This is a genomic window from Staphylococcus sp. 231237_7MaSpsaltlick (assembly GCF_043107035.1).
The window spans coordinates 114,613-133,218 of record NZ_JBICNX010000010.1; the positions used below are offsets into that span (position 1 = coordinate 114,613).

Below are 18,606 nucleotides of genomic sequence, written 5' to 3' on the forward strand. Positions count from 1 at the left end.
TTTTAATATCTATAATTAAGTTAAAATGTAAGAACTTAGCTATTAGCCAAGTCCTTTAATGTTTTATCTTCTAAATTGGTAATTAAACTATGCTCTGCCTCGTCCATAATTTGTTTAATTGGACATTCTTTAGCATGATTAAAACTATCTTCCAATAAGCTTTGCTTGCCGTCAATAGTAATAATCACATCATAAATCGAAACGTGTTCCCAACCATTCTTTAATTGATAACCACCTTTTGCACCACTACTAGCTGATATGATGCCAACTTTTACAAGGCGTGTCAAAATTTTAGATAAATATGTGGTTGAGACTTTGAGTACTGTTGCTAAATCTTGCACTGGAATCCTTCTTGATTCACCGTCGCTTTTAATCATATATAGTAGCGCATGTAATGCATAGTCTGTCGCTTTAGAACATTTCATATTTTATCAACTTCCTAATTGTAGATATTCTAAGTCTACAATAACTTAATTAACGATAAATTACAAGGGCTGTTACTAAACGCCCTGTATCGATTTCACAATCGCAGTGGTAAATCTATCCATAAATTGACTCCAATTGTGCTTATCTTCACGACTTTTTTTATTAAATTTTTGGTTGTCAAAACACATTTTTCTTAATCCAGGAGTTAACTCTAATTGTACGCCTGCACCTGTTTTACAACAATTAATAATATTATCATCATGAGCACCTGAAATATGTCCTGGTGCTTGCTCTACACTTATATTCAATTGTTCAAATTGTCTAGTCATTTTATGAATAAGTTTTTGATCTTTTCCTCCGATATAGACAATGTTTTCATCACCTTCACAACCATGAATTGCTACTGCATATGTTTTGTTCTTTATCATTTCCATCAATACAGACTGATCATAATTTCGAGAAGTTACATGTAAATCTTCATTCCCTTTTGATTTAGTACCTTTAAAAGAAAAATAATCATACTCACCTTTTTGCGCAGTTAAATCAGCAATTTCAGTTGTACCTGGTTCGATACCTCCACCATGTATCGCAGTAATAATTACTTGACTATCTAAGTCACGCGTTACAACTTCCCAGTCCTTATTTTCAATTGTCTCCGCTTCTAACTCTGACATTGAATTATACTTATCAGCCATATAAAAACCCCTTCCAAAGTTTCTATATTTGTATTTCCCTCACATCATTCCTATTAACTTAAGATTTTGTAAAGGGCAACTTAATATTTTTAATTATCCAACGCAATACAATTATAATTATTTTGTTTCTTCTATATTGGTTATCGCTTTATTTACAGCTGTCGAAAATACATACATAAACTGTGACCAATTCTGCCTATTTTCTCTATCATTCAGGTTATATTTATGATTGTTAAAGTATCGCTTTCTTAATGCAACTGTTAATTCTAGTTGAACGCCAGCCTTTTTTTGCCCACAGTTAACAAAATTGTCGGTATGCATACCTGATATATGTGAAGGGGCAGGCTTAACAATAATGTTCATTTTTTCTAATTCTATTTTTATTTCAGACGCTAACTCAACGTCTCTACCACCAACATAGACTTCACGCAAATCTCCCATACATCCATGTATAGATACAACGCTATGATGACTATATACCATCTGCTTAAGTTTTGGTTCATCAAAATGTCTTGACGTAACATGTAATTCATTATTTTTATTATTTCTAATTCCTTTAAAAGTGTAAAAACTATGGTTACCTTGTTCACTAATTAACTGTGCTATTTCTGTTGTTCCTCGCTCAATCGCCCCACCATGTATGGCAGTTATGAGCGTTGCTGATTTTCTTTTTGTAGTCTGTATTTCCCAATCTTTATGTTCTGTGGTCTGTGCAACCAATTCGGTCATCGACTTAAATTTATCTACCATACCTATTGCCTCCGTCACTTAATCATCCTATGAATTTTATAGTAATTTCGCGTTTAAATCAAAACAAAAAAACCGTTACATTATAGATAATAGCATTATGGCATGTTCCCCTAATCTAATTGGTCAATAATGTAACAGTTTTATTACTTAACAATGTTAAATTTTAATTCATATATTTATACAAATTGTTTTGTTAAAGCTTCAAATTGATCCTCATCAATATGAAGATCTTGTTTAGCAAGTGGCGTACCATTCATTTCTTCAATTTGTGATTCATAAGATGGCGTTTCTGAATCTTGATAAACAATACCTTTAAGCAGTGAATTGTATTCTAAAACTTTTTGAGTCGCTTTTTGTTTGTCTGTCGCATCGAAGTCTTCGATTTCATCAATACTTGTTAGATTCTCTTTAAACCAATCATAAGTATTTACTTTATTGTATGTCACACAAGGTGAAAATACATTTACAAATGAAAATCCATCATGATTAATGGCATCCTCAATCATTTTCGTAAGTCCTTTGATATCACTTGAAAATCCTTGTGCTACAAATGTCGCTCCCGATGAAAGCGCAAGTTCTAATGGCGCAACATTTTGTTCGATATTTCCTTTTGGCGTTGATTTAGTTACAAAACCTTGCGCTGAAGATGGAGATGTTTGTCCTTTTGTTAAGCCATAAATTTGATTATCCATTACAATGTATGTCATGTTCATGTTTCTACGTAAGGCATGGATAGTGTGTCCCATACCTATGGCGTAACCATCTCCATCTCCACCTGAGGCGATTACAGTTAAATCTTTATTAGCCATTTTCACTCCTTGAGCAAGTGGCAGTGAACGTCCATGTATACCATGAACACCATAAGAATTTACATATCCTGATAAACGCCCTGAACAGCCAATTCCAGTGATAATAGCTACTTCTTCAGGTTCTAAACCTACATTTGCTGCAGCTTTTTGAATTGCTGCTTGCACTGAAAAATCTCCGCAGCCAGGACACCAATTAGGTTTGACATTATTTCTAAAGTCTTTAAATGTTGCCATTTATACCAACTCCTTTATTTCTTTAGCAATTTCGAGCCCTTTAGTTTCAATTTCTTTTGGTAAAAATGGTGTACCATCATATTTAGTTTGATTGATTAATTTATCACCTAAGTTTACGTTCATTTTTAAAATGCTAGCAAGTTGCCCTTGATAATTATGTTCCACGACAACAACTTTAGAAGCTTTATCTATTTCTTTTTGTATTGATTCACTAGGGAAAGGATGTAATTGTCTAATTTGAAGATGATTTACTTTTAATCCTTGAGCTTCTAATCTTGCTTTCCCTTCTTGAATTGCACCTTTTGTTGAAATAAAGCCTAAATATAAAATATCTGCCGTTTCATTTTTTCCCGTTGTCTCCACAGGATTTTGAATAAGTAAATGTTCTGTTTTACGCATACGTTTATCCATTTGCTGTTGTCTATTGTCTGCAGCTTCGCTTGTTTTACCTTCTTCATTATGTTCAACACCGGTTACATGGTGTATACCGCCTTTAACACCTGGGATAGGTCTTGGCGATACGCCACTTTCTGTAAGTGCATAACGTCTAAAGTAAGTTTTATCATCTTCTTCACGTTCAATATCTGATTGGATAATTTCACCGCGATTGATATCAATTTTACTATAATCTAATTTTTCAACAGTTTGTTTACCTAATGATAATTGTAAATCACTTAATATAATTACAGGACATTGATACATTTCCGCTAAATTAAATGCTTCCATAGTTAAATAAAATGCATCTTCAGCATCAGTCGGTGCTACTACAATTTTAGGGATATCACCGTGTGTACCATAAATCATCTGCATTAAATCAGATTGTTCTTGTTTTGTTGGTAATCCTGTAGATGGTCCACCACGTTGCGTATTAATAACTACAAATGGCGTTTCTGTCATGCCTGATAAACCAATTGCTTCCATCATTAATGAAAGACCAGGACCTGCACTCGCTGTAAATGAGCGAACTCCTGCATAGTTAGAGCCAATTGCCATGTTTGCTGCTGCAATTTCATCTTCAGTTTGAACCACCGTACCGCCTACTTTTGGTAAGTTCTCAATCATATATTCCATGATTTCAGAAGCAGGAGTAATTGGATATGCTGCCATAAATCTAGAACCAGCTGATAAAGCACCTAGACCAATTGCATCATTCCCAATCATATATAAGTGTGGTACACCCTCAGTTTCTTCTAAAACAAAATCACCGTCAACGGTAGTTAATTGTTCACGCATTAAACGATAGCCTTCATTCAATGCTTCTATGTTCATTTCTACAACTTTGTCACCTTTTTTTGTAAACATATTGGTGATTAACGTTTCAAAATCTGAAATATCAAAATCCATAATTGCACAAGTTGCACCTACTGCAACCATATTTTTCATTAAAGCAGTCCCTAATTCCTTTGCAGTCGCAGTAAAAGGTAAATCTATTAATTGTGCGCGACAATCCTCTGGTTTTTCAGGTTTTGCTTTACTATCAGCAATAATCACACTATCTTCACGCATTTCATGATGATTTAACTCTATTGTTTCTTGGTCAAATGCAATTAAAATATCTAAATCATCGCTAATCGCATGTACTGGCGTCGTAGAAACTCTTATTTTATTATTTGTGTGGCCGCCTTTAATTCTACTTGAAAAATGACGATATCCATATAAGTAATATCCTTTACGGTTCATAGCAGTCGCGAAGATTTCTCCAGTAGATTCAATACCTTCGCCTTGTTGTCCGCCCACTTTCCATGATACTTGTGATTTCATATCATCTTGCCTCCTAGTGGTTATAATAATTCATTATTCATCATATCAAAAAATACCACTCTATTACTATGTTAAGAGTGGTATTTTTCAAATTCATACTAATGGACGATACTTTTAAAAAGGATGGTCATCATTAATTAGCACACGTTCAATGTGAGTTGTTTTCCCTTCTTTATTGATATCAATGATAACGCCTGATAATACACTTCTACCTTCGTCTGGTACCACGTGTCTTTGAGGCAAACTTGTGATAAATCGAGTAATCACTTCATCTCTATTAATTCCTAGTATACCATCATAAAAGCCTGTCATGCCCACATCTGTAATATAACCTGTACCCCCAGGTAATATACGTTCATCTGATGTTTGGATATGTGTATGTGTGCCTACAACCGCACTTACTTTGCCATCTAAAAACCAACCCATTGCATTTTTTTCTGAAGTAGTCTCGGCGTGAAAATCTACAAAAATATAATCAGTTTCTTTTTGAGCTTCTTTGATAAGCTCATCAGCCTTTTTAAAAGGATCATCAATGTCTTGCATAAATGCACGACCTTGTAAATTGATAATCGCTAATTTAATTTCATTTATTTGAATAAATCGCATACCTACGCCTGGTGCTTCTTCGGGAAAGTTAGCTGGTCTAACCATACGGTTTGCGGAATCAATAAAATCATAAATTTGACGTTGACCATAAGTATGATTACCCATCGTCATAAAATCTACGCCTTCTCGTAATAGTTCTTTATATATCTTTTCGGTTAATCCTTTACCATGTGCAGCATTTTCAGCATTTACAATAGTAACTGTAGGACGATACGATTGTTTCAATTTAGGTAAATACGTTGTAATAGCCTCACGACCTACTTTACCTACTATATCTCCAATAAATAATAATCTCATTTAGATGTTCATCCTCTCTCTTAATGTTAGTTTAATGCAATTTATTTACGATGAAAAGTGGCATTATAAAAATTTCATTAAATTAATTTAGTTTTAACCTTAAAATTGGTGGTATAAATTATAGTAGGAATTAAATAATTCAAAATATAGGAGTTGGAAGTAATACATGGCAATAAATATTGATCCACAACATTTTGCTGACTTAGTTGTCACAGCAAATCCATCCAAAAGTGAAGATCCAGAGGATATAGCTAAGGAAAGCTTAGAATTATATATCCATGCTTATCGTTTAGCTGAAAGATATGCTAATATTTCAACAAATTGTTATGATACAGCTGAAATTATTCAAGAAGTTAAAAATGCTGATTTAGAATTAACTTAGTTTTAAACTCAGTAATTTAGCACAAAACACTTAAAGTTAATTTGAAAATGAATATAAATAATCTTAGCACCTCATTCGTACTTATAGCGTTTGAGGTGTTTTTCATTTGTTTTGGTTTATCTAAATATCAAATCTATATGCTCATTTGACTATAAAAAAACAAACTAAACGATAATTTCGTTTAGTTTGTTTAAAAAATTCGTCATTAAATTTTTAAAATTTTATTTTGCATATTCAATTGCCCTAGTCTCACGAACAACTGTCACTTTTATATGGCCAGGATATTGAAGTTCATCTTCAATTTGGCTCTTAATATCTCTTGCTAAGCGATGTGATTTTAAGTCGTCGATAGTATCAGGCGATACAATAACTCGAATTTCTCTACCCGCTTGGATTGCAAATGCTTTCTCAACACCATCATAGCTTTCTGAAAGTGTTTCTAGTCTTTCCAATCTTCTAATATAGTTTTCTAGAGTCTCTTTACGAGCACCTGGTCTTGCTGCTGACAATGCGTCGGCAGCTGCAACTAAAATAGAAATAATAGAAGTCGGTTCGACATCACCATGGTGAGAATGGATTGCATTAATAACTGTTTCATTCTCAGCATATTTTTTAGCTAATTCAACGCCAATTTCTACATGGCTTCCCTCAACCTCGTGATCAATTGCTTTACCAACGTCATGAAGTAGTCCAGCACGTTTAGCTAATGTAACGTCTTCTCCTAATTCTGCTGCTAACATACCACTTAGGTGTGCAACTTCAATAGAATGTTTCAATACATTTTGTCCATAGCTAGTACGATACTGTAAACGACCTAAGATTTTCACTAAATCTGGATGCATGTTATGCACATTAATTTCAAATGTAGCTTGTTCCCCAGCATCTCTAATGATATCGTCTACTTCTTTTCGAGCTTTATCTACCATATCTTCAATACGTCCAGGATGGATACGACCATCTGAAACAAGATTAACTAATGCAGTTCTTGCAATTTCACGTCTAATTGGGTCAAAACCAGAGAGGATTACCGCTTCTGGTGTATCATCTATAATTAAATCAATACCAGTTAACGTTTCTAAAGTTCTAATATTTCTACCTTCTCTACCAATGATTCGACCTTTCATTTCGTCGTTTGGTAAATTAACAACTGATACTGTTGATTCAGAAGTATGTTCTGCAGCTAACCTTTGAACAGTAGTTGCTAATAACTCTTTTGCATTTTTATCGACTGCTTCTTTTGCTTCTTTCTCTTTTTCCTTAACAAGTATAGCAATATCTTGTGACAATTCCTCTTCAACTCTTTGAAGTTGCTCTTGTGCAGCTTCTTCTTGAGAGAGACCAGAGATGCGTTCTAATTCTTGTTCATGCTTATTTATTAATGTTTGAACACTACTCTCTTTTGCATCTACTTGTTGTTGTCGTTCTTCAAGTTTAGACTCTTTTTGCTCTAAAATCTCATCCTTTTTATCTAACAGGTCAGATTTTCGCTCTAAGTTTTCTTCTTTTTGTAGAAGTCTTGCTTCTTGCTTTTGAAGATCTGCACGTCTTTCACGAAGTTCATTTTCAGTTTTTTCTTTTATGACTTGGTTTTCTTCTTTAGCTTCTAGAAGCTTTTCCTTCTTAATATTCTCTGCTTCTTTATTACCTTGTTCGATAATATCATCGGCAGTCTGTCTTGCTTGTAATTGCTTTTGATGCAATATATTTCGGGCAACGACGTACCCTACAACAACTCCGAGAATAATACCTAGCAAAATGAGTAGGAGGCTTAACAAATTCACACAAACACCCCCTTTTATCTAGGATTTTGCTCTGTATATCAAAATTCAATATGATTATATGAAGTTATATAAGAATCATACAATGTAATTGTACGGTTTTAAACTAAGAAGTGTCAAGGTTTGACTACACAATAATTCAATATTTGAGGCGTCTCTTTTACACTAAATTTACTTCAATGTTTATTAAGCCTTAATTCATCTTGTTTTTGAAACGAAATCGATTAACATAATATTTTTATATTCTTATATGAATATCATACATAATGATAAGATATAATGAATTTCCTTATAAACTATTTTATATTTTAAGTATATCCTGATAAAATTCTACAGATGTTTTAACCAAACAATAATTTAAATTTATGTTGCCAACTTTTTATATACATTGAACAAAAAACAAACTAAACACCTTGTTGAGGGTTTAGTTTGTTTTCCTACTAAATAAATGTAATAAGTTAATAATTTACAGTATGTTATTGCAACTATTTATCCTATTCTTCTTCATCAAAAAGTGTCGCTGTATTTTCAGCTTCCGACTCTTCGACATCGCCATCAAATATGCCTAATTTTTCTCTTAGTTTTCTATCTATTTCTGCTTTAACAGCTGGGTTTTCTTTAAGGTAAGATTTTACGTTTTCTTTACCTTGTCCCATTCTGTCACCATTGTAAGAATACCAAGCACCCGATTTATCAACGATTTCATTTTCCACACCTAAATCGATTAATTCTCCCTCTTTAGATATGCCTTTACCGTACATAATATCAACTTCAGCAACTCTAAATGGTGGTGCGACTTTATTCTTAACAACTTTAATTTTAGTTCTATTACCAACAATATCTTGTCCTTGTTTTAATTGTTCCGCACGACGTACTTCTAAACGAACAGAACTATAGAATTTCAGTGCACGGCCACCTGGTGTAACTTCAGGGTTACCAAACATAACACCGACTTTCTCACGAATTTGGTTAATAAATACTGCAGTTGTATTTGATTTAGATATCGCTCCTGAAAGTTTTCTTAGGGCTTGTGACATCAAACGTGCTTGTAAGCCAACGTGTGTATCTCCCATTTCACCTTCAATTTCTGCCTTAGGCGTTAATGCTGCAACAGAGTCAACGACAACTATCTCAACAGCACCACTTCTTACAAATGCTTCTGCAATTTCTAATCCTTGTTCACCATGGTCAGGTTGTGATAAATATAAGTTTTGAATATCAACACCCAATGCTTCTGCGTAAACTGGATCTAATGCGTGTTCAGCGTCAATAAAGGCTGCCACGCCACCATTTCTTTGAACTTCCGCAATGGCATGAAGTGCCACAGTCGTTTTACCAGAACTTTCAGGACCATAAATTTCTACAATTCTACCTTTAGGGTAACCACCTACTCCTAAAGCATTATCTAATGTTACAGAACCACTTGAAACACTTGAAACTTTGCGTGCTTCATTGTCACCCAATTTCATTACTGCGCCTTTACCAAATGATTTCTCCATATTTTTAATTACTGTATCTAAAGCCTTTTGACGATCGTTATCCAATGTTGGACCTCCTATATGAGAATTCTCTCTCTGAAAAATATCTTAACCATACTATACCTTGATTTAGATTATTCTGCAAGTATTTTGCGAATATTTGTTCGCTAAAGAAATATGATAAACACTCAAAAATAGAACACACGTGCTATATTTTTGAGTTTTAGCAAACAGTTATTAACTATTTAAACAAATTTAGTAACCTAATTAATACATAATTTTGTGTTCTACTTTTCATTAGATTCCTTTTACGAGTCATTTTAAATGATTGAATTGTTAAGTTATCACCTTTTAAAATACCTAAATACACGGTGTCAACTTCACTCAATATCGAGATACCGACTTTTGCATTGTAAAAATCTCTTATAATTTGTGCTGTCATTGAAAGTTGAGATTCAATTGTATCATGTTCATTTATAAATTGTGAGTGATGAGGTAACATACCTCTCAACATTTGACTTTCATCAAAATTTTTCATTCTAGAATATAGTTCGCCATCAGTCACGCCATCATAAATAGCAAAAGTTTCATTGACCAATGACATAAAAGCTTGTTCTAGAAGAATATCATCAGAACCGTAATAATAATTACCAATGCGATTTAATATTGAAGCTTTCACAGGTGCGATTAAATCCTTGCATGCTTGCTGTGATGTCCCGTTTGCAGTTAATCTTATATTTACTTCATGAGTTCCAGCAAGCGGTGCAATAGTAGGATTTGTTTGCTGATCTATTAAATCCATTAATTCAGTTTCTATTTTTGATTCACCTATACCTGCAAAGCGTAGTAACTCTGAAAATATTGTGTGTTCACCATTAAGGAGATGAGGTAATAACTCGTGTTTCGCCATTGGTTGCATTTCTTTTGGGGGACCTGGTAGCAAAGCAATTTTTTTATCTCCATGATTAACAAACATACCCGGCGCCATACCAACTTTATTTTCTAAAATAGATGCACCTTCAATCACAAGCGCTTGTTGTCTATTATTTGGTGTCATGTCGATGTCTTGCTCTCTAAAATATGATTCAATATAATTTAGCGCATGTTCATCAATTACTAATTCGCGACCTAATATTTTAGCTACAGTATGTTTGGTTAAATCATCTTTTGTTGGCCCTAAGCCACCCGTTAAAATCACGGTATCATATTGAGTAAGGGCTTGATTTACTACTCTTTCTAAACGTTGTGGATTATCCCCAATTACAGAATGCTCTACAACATTATGACCGACACCATTTAATAATTTTGATAGATATTGGCCATTCGTATTAACAATCTGTCCTAATAATAATTCCGAACCTACTGCGATGATTGATATATTCACAAATACTCCTCCTCAAAAACAAAGTTCATATAATCTTATATATACTTTTAATGTCCTTTGTTAAACAATATGTTTTTACTTCCCTTAATTATAAAATGAAAACCTCTCAAAAACGAAAAATCTGACTTCATATCATAAAACATCAAAAAACTGGAAGATGTCTATAGAACTAGTCCATCTTCCAGTTTATTAATAAATTTAATTATACTTTAAAAACATCTTTACCTTTGTAGAAGTATTCTATACCAGATAAAATTGTAAAGAACACACCAATGTACAACAACACTTGTCCTATTGGGAAACCAACCCATGTAACGAGTGGATCACCAAAGAGTATCCAAATGATTGCTACCATTGTAACGGCTGTTTTAATCTTACCTAGTTGACCAGCAGCACTTACAAATCCTTGTTCAATCTGCAATAAACGCAAACCAGTAACTGCAAATTCACGGGCAATAATGATAATGGCTACCCATGAATTTGTTAAGCCAATTTCTACAAGCGCAATAAGTGCACTTGAGACTAATAATTTATCTGCAAGTGGGTCTAAAAATTTCCCCATATTTGTAACAAGTCCCCATTTTCTAGCTAAATAGCCATCTAAGAAATCACTTAGGGATGCAATAATAAAAATTACGCCACTTATTAATAATTCAATTTTAATTTCATATCCACCGATAAATGAAACGTTACCAAATCCAAAATCTACTAATGCAAAAACAAGAAATATTGGAATTAGTATAACTCTAAACACAGTTATCCAATTCGGTATATTCATACAAAGTCCTCTTTTCTATTTATAACTTATAACTTACATTTATTTGTCACTTTAAAATACCAATACTGAAAATACCCACAACAATGCTGTAATAATAATTACTACACTTATCACAACAGCCACTTGTAAGGGTTCTTTATTCTTGCTACGGTATGTTGGTTTGTCCTCATTCGCAAAAGCTGCAATTGTTTGATGTATCGCTTCATCATTATTCGGGATTTCTTCTCTGTGTGCATTAATCAACTGTACAGAATCAATATTCACTGCTTTAGCGTATTTCCTTATGAAACCTTCCGCATACTCAGCTTTTTTTAATGATTCGAAATCATTATTTTCAATCATTACTAATGTTTGTCGCTTAATTTGTGTACGCGATTCTAATTCATTTAATGTCATACCTAAACGTTCTCGTCGCCCTTTTAATGTCTGACCAACTAAGTTCATGATGTCAGCCCTCCTCAATCAACAATCATTATTATTCAAAGAAACCAAAGCCGCCACCAAATGGATCATTACCAAAATCCAAATTGTTTTTGCTCTTAACTGTTTGTTTTTTCATTTCTTCATAATGAATCTCTTGATTTTTATTTTCTCTTAATTCAATAATATAATCAAAATCGCTCATCTTATAGTCGCTTGCTTCAACAAATAAGTCAGGGTGTTCAACTACTTTAATAGCTGGAAGACTCATAACTTCTTTCACTAGTTCTTGGTGCTTCTGACTGGACTCTCTTGCTGTAACAGCACCATCAATAATATAGACATGGTCTGAATCATATTCACCTTTGATTAGTGAACTACGCACCGTTTGTTTAATAAGGGTAGAGCTAATAAATAACCAACGTTTGTGCGCACAGACGCTACCTGCTACAATTGATTCTGTTTTACCAACTCTAGGCATTCCACGAATACCAATTAATTTATGACCTTTTTCTTTAAACAGTTCCGCCATAAAATCAACTAGTAAACCTAAGTCTTCTCTTTCAAAGCGAAATGTCTTTTTATCATCGGCATCCTGCTCTATGTATCTTCCATGTCTTACTGCCAATCGATCTCTTAACTCTGGTTTTCTTAATTTAGTAATCGAAATATCATCTATTTCTGTCACGATATTTTCGAAACGGCTTACTTTTTCTAGACTATCAGATTTAATTAATAGACCTCTACGACCTTCATCAATACCATTGATTGTTACGATACTAATCCCCATCATGCCTAACAAACTTGATATATCACCTAAAAGTCCTGCTCGGTTCATCGTTATCTCATACTCTAAATACCATTCTTTTTTAGTAGCAACTGTCATGAAATAAGCACCCCTTTATTTTAAAACCACTTATGTACAATTTATACGTAAGCATATAACTCATTTAAAACAACTTAGTCATTACATTTTTTAAACTTAAATATCCATATAAGCATTTTATTGTAATGATATTATATCATTGAATGTTTCATAGTTGGTTTATTTTCTGTATATTATTAAAAAATCTATACGTACCATCCACCATTAACTTTTTGAATTGTTCCGGTAATGCTTCTTGCCATAGGATGACACAAATAACTACAAGTATGCGCTATCTCAATAGGGTCAATAAGTCTTTGCTGAGGCAATTCTTCAGTAATTGCCTGTAATTCTTCGTCAGACCATACTTGAGACATGTTTCCACTAACAAACCCAGGAGTAATCGCATTTACGGTTACTGTTGTCATTGCTAATTCTTGACTCAAAGCTTTTACAAATGCAATTTGAGCCCCCTTCATTGCAGAGTAAATTGTCTCCATACTTGCACCGGTTTCTCCCCAAATAGATGATATGATAACAATGCGACCATGACTGCTTTGTCGTAATCGGTTGGTGAAATATCTACATATTCTAATTAATTGACGCACGTGGATTTGATAACAATCATCTATTTCTTTATCAGTTACATCTTGTAACTGACCATATAAAGCTGTTCCACTTGCGTATACCAAGCAGTCAAGATTTCTAATATAAGCAAAGTGTGATTCTAAATCTATATCTTGATTTAAATCACATTGCAAAAACTCTACTGGTTTTCCAATAAAATCGCTTTGGAGTGTTTCAATATTCGCATTATTATAATGAACAATCACTTCAAAACCATCAGCTAATAATCGCTTCACAATTGCTTTTCCTATTGTACCGGAACCACCCATAACTAATGCTTTCACTATTACTTCATCTCCAAGCGACTATCTACTACTTGTGATAAATTCAAACATGTTTGTGCTGTTTCATTAACACTCTCTAAAGTAATACCTTCAACAATATCTAATAAGTCGAACAAACTTACTCCTTCAAAATATAACTTTGTATATTGATTTGCAATATATTCCGGAGAGTTCAAACCTGAAATAAATTCACCAATAAATTGTTTTTTCAATAGGCTAAAAGCTTCTACATCGTCAAGTTTGCCTAAGTTGCTTTTAATTTCATCTAATAATAATGCCTTTAACTTATCGGGGTATTGCGTTGCACTTGTTATAACGGAAAAACTATATGTAGATTCTAATAAAAATTGATATCCAAAAGTTTCATCAATTAATTCGTCATTGAGTAATGACTGATAAAAATCTGTTTCTTCACCAAATATCATTTCATAGAATAAAGTCATTTCTAAATCACGTTTAACAAAAGTTTCATTTGGTTCATCAGATAATGGTTCATTTTTAAAACCTAACATTAATCTTGGTGATTGTAATTTCATCGCTTCTGAAACATTTGGTGTTTTCACTGAAGTCTGCTCAATCAATGGGTCTCTTACAATTTGTGGTTGTGCTTCTTTATCACGTTGGTTCTCATGCTCTTCAATAATTTTATAAATATGATTTACATCTACATCACCAACGACAAATAATACCATATTAGAAGGATGATAAAACGTTTCATAACATAGATATAAATCGTCTTTAGTTATTTCATAAATACTTTCAATACTACCAGCAATATCAACACGTATTGGGTGTGTATCATACATAGCTCTTAAGGTATTAAACATCAATTTATAAGCAGGTTGTTCTTGGTACATTTTGATTTCTTCAGCAATTATACCTTTTTCTTTATCTACTGTTTCTTTAGTGAAGTAAGGTGTTTCGACCATAGTTAATAAGCGTTTGATATTACGCTCTATATTATCTGTTGCACTAAATAAATAGCTTGTTCTATCAAAACTAGTAAATGCATTTACCTGTGCATTGTCTTCAGCAAATGCTGTAAATAAATCTTCTTCATCGTTATCATTTTCAAATAACTTATGCTCTAAGAAGTGAGCCACACCATCAGGAACTGTTACAAATTCATCACTACCATGTGGCTTAAATTTATTGTCTAACGACCCAAATTGCGTTGTATAAGTCACAAAGGTTTTTTGAAACCCTTTTTTAGGAATTATGAATAATTTTAAACCATTTTTAAATTCAGCTTCAAATACTCGCTCGTCAATTTGGTCATAGTAGGTTTCATTCATTAGTCATCGCCCCCTTTTGTCAAAATATAGATTGTATCTAGTGTAGTTGCTTGTGCCAACTGTTGGATTTCTAATTTACCAACATTTTGAATCCCTGAAATATAACTTTCTTCTGACATTGGTTCATCTAACAATATATTGTTATTCATGATTTCTATAATGCTTTTAGCCCTATCATGGGACTCTTGTCTTTGTGATAAAATAACCTTTTTAGCAAGCGTTATTTTATCTTCTTCAAAATCCCCTTGTTGGAATTTCTCGAATTCTGACACAATCGTCTCTTTAGCAACTTCATATTTATCAATTGACACACCACTTAATACAAATAGAAAACCATTTTTAGCGTCTATTTGAGAATGAATGGAATATGCTAAACTTTGCTTTTCTCGTACTTCATTAAATAATACGGATGATGGATCTCCGCCAAACATTACATTAAATACAATCATCGCAAAATACTCAGGATCTCCGTATTTAGCTGGTAATTTAAAGCCCATATTTAATTTAGCTTGATCGATGTCATCTGTCTCTACAATGACTTGAGGTTTAGCATGTGCTTGTCCTATTGGATTAGCTTGTGATAATTCAAAAGAGAATGGATTAATATTAAAATATGTTTGTATTTGAGATTTTACCTGTTGTTGATCTACATTACCTACTACATATACTGCGCAGTAGTCATTTTGCAACATAGATTGATATGTATGATATAAAGTTTCTGGCGTTATGTCAGCTATGTATTCAACTTGTCCAGTTGCTAAATGTCGGTACGGTTGTTCGCCAAACATATATTTCAATAAGTTCAAAAATGAAATTTGCGATTTGTTGTCAATCATAGCATTTAATTTTTTAGATAATAACGATTTTTCTTGAGTAACAAATGTTTCATCAAATTGATTATCTAATATTAAAGGATTGTATATCATTTCTTTAAGTAATTCTAATCCTTTTTCAAAAAGTGGCGTTTGGTCTTTTAAATAACGTTCATTTACTAATTCTAAAGATATTGTGATAACATGTTTATCTTTAAATTTGGACACAAAACTGTTTACATAAGCTCCGTATAAATGAGATAAATGTCGATTAAAATCCTTATCTGATGGCCATTGTTTTGTAGCACGTACTAAGAGTTTGCTTAAAATAGATCGTGCAGTCATCGTTTCGCTATCTAATGGTGCCATAAATTTTAATGTAATCGTTGTGGTTTTAAATTTTGTTGTCGGCAACACTTTAATGTGTAAATCCTTCTGTGGTTTTTCTATTTTCAAATTGTCATGCCTCACTTCCATAAATTTATTATTATAATCTGTTTTTAACCGTTTTAAATTTAACTAAACTACTTTTGAAATAATTAAATGAATATAATATCGGTTGATCATTTGTATCATAGTGGACTAATTTTAACAACATGAGCCCTTCATGTGGCGAAGCTCCTAAGATATCCGATATATGGGGCTCATAACTAATCGCTTCCATTTCAGTATCTGCGTATGAAACTTTTTTATTAGTATAGGCTTCAATTGCACCTAAAAGTGACTCATCACTACTTTGGTATTGTGCACAAGTCAAATCATTTGCAGGCACTTTATCTAAACAATAAACGACTGGCTTTCTATCTGCAGTTCTTAAACGTTCTATAATAGTTACAGGCGCCTTATCTGCAATATTTAATCTTTTAGAATCTAAAGAGGTTGCTGGTTTTTCATCGAAACTAATATATTCTGTTCCTGGGGTATAACCTTGGTCTTTAATCATTTTACTAATGCTCACAACTTCTTCCAATGGATAATAGAATGGGTGCAGTGATTTAACACGTGCACCTTCTTCTAAATTATTGGATAATACTTGCTCAGTAATTAATTCATCTACTGCGTCATAAACATCATCTGTTTTTACTTTTAAAGTTCTTGCTATTGCTAAATTACTCGGAAGTGGCTCCCCATGTTGTAAATTGCCTTCCTTAATTTGTTGAATCATCCATTCTTTTACTTTATAAACTGAAGTTAGTTCCATATTTACACCTCATCACTATCAATATCCACTAAAATTTGTCTAGGTTTACTACCCTTTTGTGGTCCAATAACTTGATTACGTTCTAAATCGTCCATTAATCTTGAAGCTCGATTATAACCAATTCTGAATTGTCTTTGTAATAAAGAAGTACTCGCTTTTTGTTGTTCTAAAACAAACAAATATGCTTCATCATAAAGCGCATCTTCACTTTTCATTTCTGATTTATCAACTGGTGCATCTGGTTCCATTTCTTTTACATAATTAGCTTTTTGTTGTTCTACGACATAATTCACGACATCTTGTACTTCTTGGTCACTTAAAAATGCGCCTTGTACACGCGTTCTAGTAGAACCACCATTAGCTACATATAGCATGTCGCCTTTACCTAACAATTTATCAGCACCGGCGCTGTCAATAATTGTACGAGAGTCGATTTGTGAGCTTACTGCAAAAGCTATTCTTGAAGGTATATTATTTTTAATTAATCCAGTAATGACATCTACAGAAGGTCTTTGAGTTGCAATAATTAAATGAATACCTGCCGCACGTGCCATTTGCGTAATACGTTGAATAGCGTTTTCTACTTCTTTACCAGCAACCATCATCAAGTCTGCTAACTCATCGACAATAACAACAATGTATGGTAGTTCTGATTGTTTTTCTTCTAATTCGGCATTTTGACGTCTAATTGCTTCATTATAACCTTCTATATTCCTAGTAGAAGAATGTTGGAATAAATCGTAACGACGTTCCATTTCAGCAACGACTTTTTCTAGTGCCTGTGATGCTTTGTGAGGATTAGTCACAACTGGTATCAGTAAATGAGGAATACCGTTGTATATGTTCAATTCTACCATTTTTGGGTCAATTAACATAAGTTTTACCTCATGTGGTTTAGCATTAAGTAAAATACTTGTAATTATACCGTTAATACAGACAGATTTACCACTTCCTGTAGACCCTGCAACAAGCATATGTGGCATTTTATTTAGTTCGACTGTTATAGGATCACCTGAAATATCTCTGCCTAAACCTACTTCTAATTTATTTTTAGCTGGGAATTTTTCATCTAAAACTTCTTTTAATGAAACAAGAGAAATCTTATCATTAGGGACCTCAATTCCAACAGCAGAACGGCCAGGTATCGGTGCTTCTATTCGAATGTCTTTGGCAGCAAGTGCAAGTGCAATATCATTATGCAAGTTAACAATTTTACTAACTTTAACCCCTTGTGCTGGTTGGATTTCATATTGTGTCACTGCTGGCCCTATTTTTATCTGTGTAACTCTCGCATCGACACCAAAGTTTTTAAGTGTTGTTTCCAATAGTTGTCCTTTTTTCTGAACTTCTGCTTTAGACGTAGCCTTTTGTTTCGCTGGTTGCTTAAGTAAAGTAAGAGGTGGTAAAGTATATGTTTCATTTTCTACTTCACCTGCTTCAGAAATTGAATTAATCGCTTCACCTTGTTCGCTTTGTTCAGAATCCATATCATCTATTTGTTGGTCTAGTGATGCCTGATTTAATTTAGTGTCTGGTTGTGTTGCTTTTTGTGCGAGATGCCCTTCTTGATCAAACATTCGCTTAGTGCGTTTGCCTATAGGCTTTTCTGAATTTTGCTTGTGGCCATCTTCACTATCACTATGACCGTATATAGGGATAGATAATTGTTGCTCAGATTTTGGCCTTGGTATTTCTTTTAAATCACTAACATCTGTAACATTTTC

The 18,606-nt window shown here is 33.3% G+C and carries 17 protein-coding genes and 1 pseudogene; 1 reads left to right on the forward strand and 17 read right to left on the reverse strand.

The features are described from left to right. Positions 1-35: 35 nt before the first annotated feature. From ACF91D_RS18810 to ACF91D_RS18835, 6 genes are all read right to left on the reverse strand, one after another. Positions 36-425: an RrF2 family transcriptional regulator gene (locus tag ACF91D_RS18810; protein ID WP_039066711.1), complete on the reverse strand. Its 390-nt coding sequence runs from the start codon at positions 423-425 to the stop codon at positions 36-38. A 75-nt stretch (positions 426-500) separates the two neighbouring features. Then, positions 501-1,121, reverse strand: a complete 621-nt coding sequence (locus ACF91D_RS18815; RefSeq protein ID WP_069793430.1) for a poly-gamma-glutamate hydrolase family protein — start codon at positions 1,119-1,121, stop codon at positions 501-503. Positions 1,122-1,238: 117 nt separating this feature from the next. Further along, complete coding sequence (locus ACF91D_RS18820) at positions 1,239-1,871, reverse strand: poly-gamma-glutamate hydrolase family protein (RefSeq protein WP_069793429.1); 633 nt, start codon at positions 1,869-1,871, stop codon at positions 1,239-1,241. Between the two features lie 176 nt (positions 1,872-2,047). Beyond that, a complete protein-coding gene (locus tag ACF91D_RS18825) occupies positions 2,048-2,914 on the reverse strand; it encodes a 2-oxoacid:ferredoxin oxidoreductase subunit beta (RefSeq protein WP_069793428.1) in 867 nt (288 codons plus the stop codon). Continuing rightward, on the reverse strand, positions 2,915-4,675 hold the full coding sequence (locus ACF91D_RS18830; RefSeq protein ID WP_069793427.1) for a 2-oxoacid:acceptor oxidoreductase subunit alpha: 1,761 nt from the start codon (positions 4,673-4,675) through the stop codon (positions 2,915-2,917). A 114-nt stretch (positions 4,676-4,789) separates the two neighbouring features. Further along, on the reverse strand, positions 4,790-5,578 hold the full coding sequence (locus ACF91D_RS18835; protein ID WP_039066718.1) for a TIGR00282 family metallophosphoesterase: 789 nt from the start codon (positions 5,576-5,578) through the stop codon (positions 4,790-4,792). 166 nt (positions 5,579-5,744) lie between these two features. Between ACF91D_RS18835 and ACF91D_RS18840 the strand changes: the two genes are divergently transcribed. Further along, the gene (locus ACF91D_RS18840) at positions 5,745-5,960 is read left to right on the forward strand and encodes a hypothetical protein (protein ID WP_029377442.1); all 216 of its coding nucleotides are present in this window, start codon (positions 5,745-5,747) and stop codon (positions 5,958-5,960) included. Between the two features lie 221 nt (positions 5,961-6,181). On the opposite strand, the gene rny is transcribed toward ACF91D_RS18840, so the two are convergent. The 11 genes and pseudogenes from rny to ACF91D_RS18895 form a co-directional block, all read right to left on the reverse strand. Next, a complete protein-coding gene (rny, locus tag ACF91D_RS18845; RefSeq protein ID WP_069793426.1) occupies positions 6,182-7,741 on the reverse strand; it encodes a ribonuclease Y in 1,560 nt (519 codons plus the stop codon). Positions 7,742-8,232: 491 nt separating this feature from the next. Further along, complete coding sequence (recA, locus tag ACF91D_RS18850) at positions 8,233-9,282, reverse strand: recombinase RecA (protein ID WP_039066722.1); 1,050 nt, start codon at positions 9,280-9,282, stop codon at positions 8,233-8,235. A 175-nt stretch (positions 9,283-9,457) separates the two neighbouring features. Continuing rightward, the gene (locus ACF91D_RS18855; RefSeq protein ID WP_039066723.1) at positions 9,458-10,600 is read right to left on the reverse strand and encodes a CinA family nicotinamide mononucleotide deamidase-related protein; all 1,143 of its coding nucleotides are present in this window, start codon (positions 10,598-10,600) and stop codon (positions 9,458-9,460) included. Positions 10,601-10,802: 202 nt separating this feature from the next. Then, positions 10,803-11,378, reverse strand: coding sequence for a CDP-diacylglycerol--glycerol-3-phosphate 3-phosphatidyltransferase (gene pgsA, locus ACF91D_RS18860; protein WP_039066724.1), 576 nt, complete (start codon positions 11,376-11,378; stop codon positions 10,803-10,805). Positions 11,379-11,429: 51 nt separating this feature from the next. Further along, positions 11,430-11,822 (reverse strand): helix-turn-helix domain-containing protein, encoded by a 393-nt coding sequence (locus ACF91D_RS18865; protein ID WP_039066726.1) that lies wholly within the window; start codon positions 11,820-11,822, stop codon positions 11,430-11,432. Between the two features lie 31 nt (positions 11,823-11,853). Then, the gene (locus tag ACF91D_RS18870; protein WP_017724318.1) at positions 11,854-12,684 is read right to left on the reverse strand and encodes a YmfK family protein; all 831 of its coding nucleotides are present in this window, start codon (positions 12,682-12,684) and stop codon (positions 11,854-11,856) included. A gap of 185 nt (positions 12,685-12,869) precedes the next feature. Further along, complete coding sequence (gene ymfI / locus ACF91D_RS18875; RefSeq protein WP_039066728.1) at positions 12,870-13,574, reverse strand: elongation factor P 5-aminopentanone reductase; 705 nt, start codon at positions 13,572-13,574, stop codon at positions 12,870-12,872. 2 nt (positions 13,575-13,576) lie between these two features. Next, complete coding sequence (gene yfmH / locus ACF91D_RS18880) at positions 13,577-14,869, reverse strand: EF-P 5-aminopentanol modification-associated protein YfmH (RefSeq protein WP_327620628.1); 1,293 nt, start codon at positions 14,867-14,869, stop codon at positions 13,577-13,579. Next, positions 14,869-16,158, reverse strand: a complete 1,290-nt coding sequence (gene yfmF, locus ACF91D_RS18885) for an EF-P 5-aminopentanol modification-associated protein YfmF (protein WP_327620629.1) — start codon at positions 16,156-16,158, stop codon at positions 14,869-14,871. Before yfmF ends, yfmH begins: the two co-directional genes overlap by 1 nt. A gap of 10 nt (positions 16,159-16,168) precedes the next feature. After that, on the reverse strand, positions 16,169-16,882 hold the full coding sequence (locus tag ACF91D_RS18890) for a GntR family transcriptional regulator (protein ID WP_039066734.1): 714 nt from the start codon (positions 16,880-16,882) through the stop codon (positions 16,169-16,171). A 2-nt stretch (positions 16,883-16,884) separates the two neighbouring features. Next, positions 16,885-18,597, reverse strand: a pseudogene (locus ACF91D_RS18895) (DNA translocase FtsK); the annotation flags it as partial. Between the last annotated feature and the right edge of the window lie 9 nt (positions 18,598-18,606).

Bases quoted from the DNA above. Each gene is read 5' to 3' on its own strand.
- ACF91D_RS18810 (WP_039066711.1), bottom strand. From the start codon at position 425: ATGAAATGTTCTAAAGCGACAGACTATGCATTACATGCGCTACTATAT.
- ACF91D_RS18815 (WP_069793430.1), bottom strand. From the start codon at position 1,121: ATGGCTGATAAGTATAATTCAATGTCAGAGTTAGAAGCGGAGACAATT.
- ACF91D_RS18820 (WP_069793429.1), bottom strand. From the start codon at position 1,871: ATGGTAGATAAATTTAAGTCGATGACCGAATTGGTTGCACAGACCACA.
- ACF91D_RS18825 (WP_069793428.1), bottom strand. From the start codon at position 2,914: ATGGCAACATTTAAAGACTTTAGAAATAATGTCAAACCTAATTGGTGT.
- ACF91D_RS18830 (WP_069793427.1), bottom strand. From the start codon at position 4,675: ATGAAATCACAAGTATCATGGAAAGTGGGCGGACAACAAGGCGAAGGT.
- ACF91D_RS18835 (WP_039066718.1), bottom strand. From the start codon at position 5,578: ATGAGATTATTATTTATTGGAGATATAGTAGGTAAAGTAGGTCGTGAG.
- ACF91D_RS18840 (WP_029377442.1), top strand. From the start codon at position 5,745: ATGGCAATAAATATTGATCCACAACATTTTGCTGACTTAGTTGTCACA.
- pgsA (WP_039066724.1), bottom strand. From the start codon at position 11,378: ATGAATATACCGAATTGGATAACTGTGTTTAGAGTTATACTAATTCCA.
- ACF91D_RS18865 (WP_039066726.1), bottom strand. From the start codon at position 11,822: ATGAACTTAGTTGGTCAGACATTAAAAGGGCGACGAGAACGTTTAGGT.
- ACF91D_RS18870 (WP_017724318.1), bottom strand. From the start codon at position 12,684: ATGACAGTTGCTACTAAAAAAGAATGGTATTTAGAGTATGAGATAACG.
- yfmH (WP_327620628.1), bottom strand. From the start codon at position 14,869: ATGAATGAAACCTACTATGACCAAATTGACGAGCGAGTATTTGAAGCT.
- yfmF (WP_327620629.1), bottom strand. From the start codon at position 16,158: ATGGAAGTGAGGCATGACAATTTGAAAATAGAAAAACCACAGAAGGAT.
- ACF91D_RS18890 (WP_039066734.1), bottom strand. From the start codon at position 16,882: ATGGAACTAACTTCAGTTTATAAAGTAAAAGAATGGATGATTCAACAA.